A 6,322-nucleotide genomic window follows, 5' to 3' on the forward strand; every position below is an offset into this window, starting at 1 on the left:
TTATTTTGTAGAATTTTTGCAAAAAAAAGAAGGAATATTTAAAGTTTTGTAGAAATAATAAAAAAAGGCTTTACATTTTTTTGCAAATGGCAATGTTGTAATTAATGCAACTTAAAGAGGGGGGAATTTTATGCTTAAAAGTATCAAATTTAGGCTTTTGATGTACGGAGGTATTTTAGCTGGTGTAAACAGTATTTTAGTTGCTTTTACGGGTTATTGAAGGAGAAATAACAGTAACAGATCCTTACATTTCTTTAGCGACAAACGAAATTTGTACCACAATTGCAATTCCTGTTTACAATTCAGAGAAGAAAATAATAGGAGTTTTTGGAGGAGATGTGCAATTAGATAAATAAAATAGTACTTGTAAGCATAAAATATAATAAATATTACTTGAAATGTTGTTTTTGAAGTGGTATAATATCACTGAAATGGAATTTTGGTTTTTTGGGTCAGTTTGATATTTTGGGATAAAAAATAAAGTAGAGGAGGAGTTATGATGAATGTGATTGACCCGCTTATCAGTGCTGTTATTAACTATGTAGAAAAAGACCCAGAGAAAAATTTAGACAAAATAGCTAATCTTCTGTCAAAAATTGCAATAATGCCCAATCATAAACAGCAAATAGAAAGTGTGAAGAGATTTTTAGATGACAAAGACAGCAATTGGTACAGATTTGCAATGAAACTTCTTAAAAATATTGACAAAAACATTATAAAAACTTTAGGTGTTAATTTCTTTATAAATGCTAGCTTGAAAGGAATTCCAAAACAAAAAGAATTAGAAAATAAATTAGATATTAACATTCCGTGGGCAATTTTGATGGATCCAACAGAGGCTTGCAATTTAAGATGTGTAGGATGCTGGGCAGGACAGTACAAACCTCACAATCTTTCTTTTGAAGTGATGGATAGAGTATGTACAGAAGCAGAAGAGCTGGGCATATATTTTATAGTTTTGTCTGGCGGAGAGCCTACTGTCAGAATGAAAGATATTATAAAGCTTGCTGAAAGACATAAAAATCAAGTATTCCACTTGTTTACCAATGGTACTTTAATCGACGAAGATATGATAAAAGAAGTTAAAAGAGTAGGCAATATTACTTTTGCAGTAAGTATTAATGGTTTCAAAGAAAGTAACGATGCAATACGAGGAGAAGGTACTTTTGATAAAATTATGAGAGCAATGGATTTGATGAGAGAAAATGGAGTATTGTTTGGCTATTCAGCTACATATACGAGAACAAATGTGGAGGAAATTTCTAGTGATGAATTTGTAGATATGATGATAGATAAAGGAGCAGCTTTTGCTTGGTATTTTACTTATATTCCTATAGGTAGAGACCCTGATATAAGTTTTATGGTAACACCTGAGCAAAGAAAATACATGTACGAGAGGATAAATTATATAAGGGCTAGAAAGGAACTTTTTGCAATTGATTTCTGGAATGATGGCGAATACAGTGGAGGATGTATTGCAGGAGGCAGAAGATATTTGCACATAAATGCAGCGGGAGAAGTTGAACCTTGTGCTTTCATCCATTATTCCAATGTAAATATAAATGAAGTGAGTTTGAAAGAAGCGCTGCAGTCTCCTATTATGAAAGCTTATAGAAAGAGACAGCCTTTTAATCAAAATCACTTAAGGCCTTGCCCACTGATTGATAACCCAGAAAAACTTTTAGAAATAGTAGAAGAGTCAGGAGCTAAACACACAGAAGCTAGTGAAGCCTCTCACATCAAAAACCTCTACGATGATTTAAGAGTGGTTGCTGATAATTGGGGTAAAGTAGCCAACGAAATTTGGGAGAAAAAAATGGAAATGAAAAAAGAGGCTTGACATAAATACTAAAATCCCCTATAAATTTAGATAGTATTACTTAATGGGGTGTTGAAATGCTGACAAATAGGAGGGTGGAATTTTTAAAAACACTGACTGAACTTTATGATTCAAAAGGTGAGCCCGTTCACTATACAGATGTGGCGCAGGCAATGAAAATTAGCAAATGGACAGCTTATGATATTTTAAAGGAATTAGAGAAAGGTGATTTTGTTAAGACCGAGTATTACCTTGGGGAGGAAAAAAGCCAAGGAAGATCTACTTTAAGATTTCTACCAACAGAAAAAGCTTATGAAATATTTAAAAAAGCGAATAAAGATGAATGGAATTCCCTAAGAGATACTTTGATTAAAAAAGTAAAAAATAGTAAGCCTAATTCTCTTGAGGAAATATTAAATGAGATGTTTCAGGCTACTAAGCCTATAGAATTTTGTGCATATGCTATTACTGCATTTTTACTAAAACTTAGGATGGCGGGAGGTCTTTCCATGGAGAGTATAGAAAATTTACTGGCCTCTGTTAATCCTACTTCTTCTTTAGTTTTATTTGTAGGAGCAGTATTAGGTGTTTTGTTGTACACTAAAGTAAAGAGCGATATAGACAAAAAATTGGCTGAAAACATTCAAAAATTTTATATCAATTTAAATAAACTGAATTCGCAAGATGTCAATTTACTCAATAACTTTTTGAGAGAACTCCTTGCAATTGTATAAGGCTATATGCCTTATTTTTTTGCATATTTTCAAAGAGAAAGTTAAAAACTATTGAAGCAATGGAAGGTTAATGATATAATGTATGTGTAAAATTTTACATAAAAAGATTAGGAGGTAATGGTATGAAAGTTTATGTTGACCAAGACGAATGCATAGCTTGTGGGGTTTGCATAGACATGTGTCCAGATGTTTTTGACTGGAATGATGAAGGAAAGTCCCATGTAATCGTAGATGAAGTTCCAGCAGATTTAGAAGATTGTGTGCAAGATGCTATGAGTTCTTGCCCAACAGAGGCAATAAAAGAAGAATAACCCGGTTTTACCGGGTTATTCCATACATTTTTAAAGAAGCTTTAGGGGAAAATATTGATAAAACGAAGTATGGAGGGTTTTTATGGGGAAAAGAAAAAAGTTATACCCTAAAGCTGAGGATGGGTTGGATTCTTTGAAGCAAGAAGTTGCTGAAGAGCTTAATTTAGATGACGATATTGAAAAACGCGGATGGGAAAACATGACTACAAGGGAAGTGGGTAAAATAGGAGGAAACATGGTAAAGAAAATGATAAAATTTGCAGAAAAAGAGATGGATGAAAGAGACGGTAAAATTGATGAAGAAGATTAATTGGCTGGAGGACTATCCTTCAGCCAAAATTTATTCTTTGTGTAAAAAGAGGAAAAATTGATTTGTTGGCGAATAATTATTATTAAAAAGGATGGGTGGTGTTGTTATGGAAAAATTAACTTTTGACAAATTAAAAAGGTACATTGATCCAGATATTTTCGAATTTGAGACTACAGAAGAAATTCCACCGTTAGAAGGAATAATCGGTCAAAATAGAGCCAAAGAAGCAATGGAATTTGGAATTAAAATAAAGCAAAAAGGCTACAACATATTTATAACTGGAATAACAGGAACTGGTAAAACTAGTTTTGCTTCTAGTTACATAAAGGAGATTGCAAAAAGGGAAGAAAGGCCAAAAGACTGGGTTTATGTATATAATTTTGAAAAACCTGCTCAACCAATAGCGATAGAATTACCAGCTGGAATGGGCAAGCAATTTAAAAAAGATATGGAAGATTTTGTAGAACAGTTACAGAGAGAGATACCCAAAGCCTTTGAGTCGGATTCTTACGATCTGCAAAAGAGTGAAATAATAAAAAAATATCAAGAAAAGAAAAATCAATTAGTAGAAGAATTGAACACTCTTGCGAAAAGTTTTGGATTTGTCTTAAGAGATACTCGCACAGGCATTATAAGCATTCCTGTTATTGAAGGAAGGCAAATAAGTCAAGAAGAGTTTCAGCAATTGGATGAAGAAACAAGAAAAGAAATTGAAAAAAGAGCTGCAGAATTTGAAGTAAAGGCCATGCAGATATGGAAGGAAATACAATCTATTGACAAACAAGCGAGGGATGAAATTAAAAATTTGGACAATAATATAGGTCTCTTTGCTGTAGGTCATTTAATTGAGGATTTGAAGGGAAGATATAAAGTCAATGAAAATGTGCTTAAGTACTTAGAAAGTGTCAAAAAGGACATTTTAGAAAATATTGAAAGCTTTAAGAGTACTGATGGAGAAGATATGCCATTTCCTCTTTTGATGAGGAAAGAAAAAGCCTTTTTAAAAAAGTACATGGTTAATTTGCTTGTAGACAATAGCAATACTGACGGTGCTCCAGTTGTGTTTGAGTATAATCCTAACTATAATAACATAATAGGAAGTATAGAATACGAAAGTGACTTTGGAGTTGCTACAACGGACTTTACTAAAATAAAAGCTGGAGCATTACATAGAGCAAATGGCGGTTATTTAATTTTGCAAGCAAAAGATCTGTTATCTTATGCTTATGCTTGGGATGCTTTAAAAAGGTCTTTAAAGACGGAAAAAATTATAATTGAAAATATATCTTCTCAATATGGATTTTTGTCAATTTCTTCTTTAAAACCAGAGCCTATAAAGTTGGATGTAAAGGTGATTTTAATAGGTACCCCTTATCTTTACTATTTGCTTTACAATTATGATGAGGACTTTAGCAAACTTTTTAAAATAAAAGTAGATTTTAACGAAGAAATGGAGCTAAATGAAGAAAATATGAAAAATATGGCTTCTTTTATAAAGACCCACTGTGTAGAAAACAATTTAAAGCCCTTTGACAGGGAAGGTGTTGCAAAAGTTATAGAGTATAGTACTAGACTTTCTGAGGACCAGGACAAATTAACTACCCGCTTTAACGAAATTGTGGAAGTATTGTATGAGGCAGATGCCTGGGCAGGTTTGGAAGGAAGTCAAGTAGTTACAGGAGTCCATGTTAAAAAGGCTATAGAAGAAAAAATAAAGAGGGTAAATAAGCTAGAAGAAAAAGTTTTAGAATATTTCAAAAGGGACATATATCTTGTTGATGTTGAGGGAGAGAGAGTAGGAGTTGTCAATGGATTAGCTGTTATAAATTTAGGGGATTATGAATTTGGTAAGCCTTCAAGGATAACTGTCACCACATACCCAGGGGAAGAAGGGGTAGTAAACATTGAAAGAGAATCAAAAATGAGTGGTAGAATACACGACAAGGGAGTTATGATATTGACAGGTTATTTAGGGAGTAAATTTGCAAAAGATTTTCCTTTGACTCTTTCTGCTAGAGTTGTTTTTGAGCAGTCTTATGAAGGAGTAGAGGGAGATAGTGCTTCCAGTACAGAGCTGTATGCACTCCTTTCCAGCCTTGCAGAAATTCCTATAAAACAGGGAATTGCCGTAACAGGGTCAGTCAATCAATTTGGGGAGGTACAACCGGTGGGAGGAGTGACCCATAAAATAGAGGGATTTTACAAGGTCTGTAAAGAAAAAGGTTTGACAGGGGAGCAAGGAGTAATAATTCCTCATCAAAATGTCAATAATTTGGTTTTAACAGAAGAAGTTATAGAAGCAGTTAAAGAAGGGCTTTTCCACATCTACAGTGTAAAAACAATTGAAGAAGGGATAGAAATTTTGACAGGAAAAAGCTTTGAAGAAATTTACGATAAAGTTTATAGAAAGCTTAAATATTATTATGGATTATTGTCTAATAAAAAAGAAGATAAAGGGGATAAATAGTGGATTGTATAACTAAGGAAGAGATAAAAAAATTTGCACAACAAATTGGCATTGACTTAGTAGGTTTTGCAAGTCCTGATTGTTTGAAAGAATATAACAATTTTCTAAAAGAAAGAGAAAATTTAGGCTATAGTTGTTCTATTGAGGAGAGAGATATTCAAAAAAGAATCTCTCCTGAATTTATTTTGCCTGAAGTGAAATCTATTATAGCCATAGCTTTATCATATAATGTGGAACATGAGATTAAATATTATAGTAGAAGCTATGGTATAATTTCAAGAAGCAGCTGGGGAGTAGATTATCATAAAGTTTTAAAAGAGAAGATGGAAAAACTTTCTGAATTTATAAAATCAAAATGCCAAGAAGTAAAAACAGTATGTTTAGTGGACAATAATCCGATTTTAGAAAGAGAAATTGCTTTTCATGCAGGGATAGGGTGGTTTGGGAAAAATGGGCTTATAATTAATGATGAATACGGTTCTTATATTTTTTTAGGGGAAATACTCATCAACAAATATTTTGAACCAGATGTACCGCAAAAAACTAAATGTGGGGATTGTAATTTGTGTATAAAAGCTTGTCCTACAAATGCTATAGTTGAACCTTATATAATAAATGCTCATAAATGTTTGTCTTATATCACAGTCAAAAAAGGCAAAATAGAAGAAAAAATGTCTAAGA

At 32.7% G+C, this 6,322-nt stretch carries 7 protein-coding genes; all 7 read left to right on the top strand.

Annotated elements, in window-relative coordinates; translation table 11 throughout:
• Positions 1-200: 200 nt before the first annotated feature.
• Positions 201-356 (top strand): PDC sensor domain-containing protein, encoded by a 156-nt coding sequence (locus tag M663_RS0108565; protein WP_009052857.1) that lies wholly within the window; start codon positions 201-203, stop codon positions 354-356.
• Between the two features lie 143 nt (positions 357-499).
• Positions 500-1,840: a radical SAM protein gene (locus tag M663_RS0108570; protein ID WP_029688625.1), complete on the top strand. Its 1,341-nt coding sequence runs from the start codon at positions 500-502 to the stop codon at positions 1,838-1,840.
• A gap of 56 nt (positions 1,841-1,896) precedes the next feature.
• Positions 1,897-2,553 (top strand): iron-dependent repressor, encoded by a 657-nt coding sequence (locus tag M663_RS0108575; RefSeq protein WP_003870211.1) that lies wholly within the window; start codon positions 1,897-1,899, stop codon positions 2,551-2,553.
• A 122-nt stretch (positions 2,554-2,675) separates the two neighbouring features.
• The gene (locus M663_RS0108580) at positions 2,676-2,864 is read left to right on the top strand and encodes a ferredoxin (protein ID WP_009052854.1); all 189 of its coding nucleotides are present in this window, start codon (positions 2,676-2,678) and stop codon (positions 2,862-2,864) included.
• Positions 2,865-2,946: 82 nt separating this feature from the next.
• On the top strand, positions 2,947-3,174 hold the full coding sequence (locus tag M663_RS0108585) for an alpha/beta-type small acid-soluble spore protein (protein ID WP_029688626.1): 228 nt from the start codon (positions 2,947-2,949) through the stop codon (positions 3,172-3,174).
• 106 nt (positions 3,175-3,280) lie between these two features.
• Positions 3,281-5,641, top strand: a complete 2,361-nt coding sequence (locus M663_RS0108590) for an ATP-binding protein (protein WP_029688627.1) — start codon at positions 3,281-3,283, stop codon at positions 5,639-5,641.
• Positions 5,641-6,322: tRNA epoxyqueuosine(34) reductase QueG (gene queG, locus M663_RS0108595; RefSeq protein ID WP_029688628.1), on the top strand; the 682-nt coding region annotated here is incomplete at its 3' end. The genes M663_RS0108590 and queG, both read left to right, overlap by 1 nt.

The organism is Thermoanaerobacter sp. A7A (genome assembly GCF_000445185.1).
In the GTDB taxonomy this organism is placed as follows: domain Bacteria; phylum Bacillota; class Thermoanaerobacteria; order Thermoanaerobacterales; family Thermoanaerobacteraceae; genus Thermoanaerobacter.

Coding starts and splice junctions, on each gene's coding strand:
- M663_RS0108575 (WP_003870211.1), top strand. CDS start 1,897: ATGCTGACAAATAGGAGGGTGGAATTTTTAAAAACACTGACTGAACTT.
- M663_RS0108580 (WP_009052854.1), top strand. CDS start 2,676: ATGAAAGTTTATGTTGACCAAGACGAATGCATAGCTTGTGGGGTTTGC.
- M663_RS0108570 (WP_029688625.1), top strand. CDS start 500: ATGAATGTGATTGACCCGCTTATCAGTGCTGTTATTAACTATGTAGAA.
- M663_RS0108590 (WP_029688627.1), top strand. CDS start 3,281: ATGGAAAAATTAACTTTTGACAAATTAAAAAGGTACATTGATCCAGAT.
- M663_RS0108585 (WP_029688626.1), top strand. CDS start 2,947: ATGGGGAAAAGAAAAAAGTTATACCCTAAAGCTGAGGATGGGTTGGAT.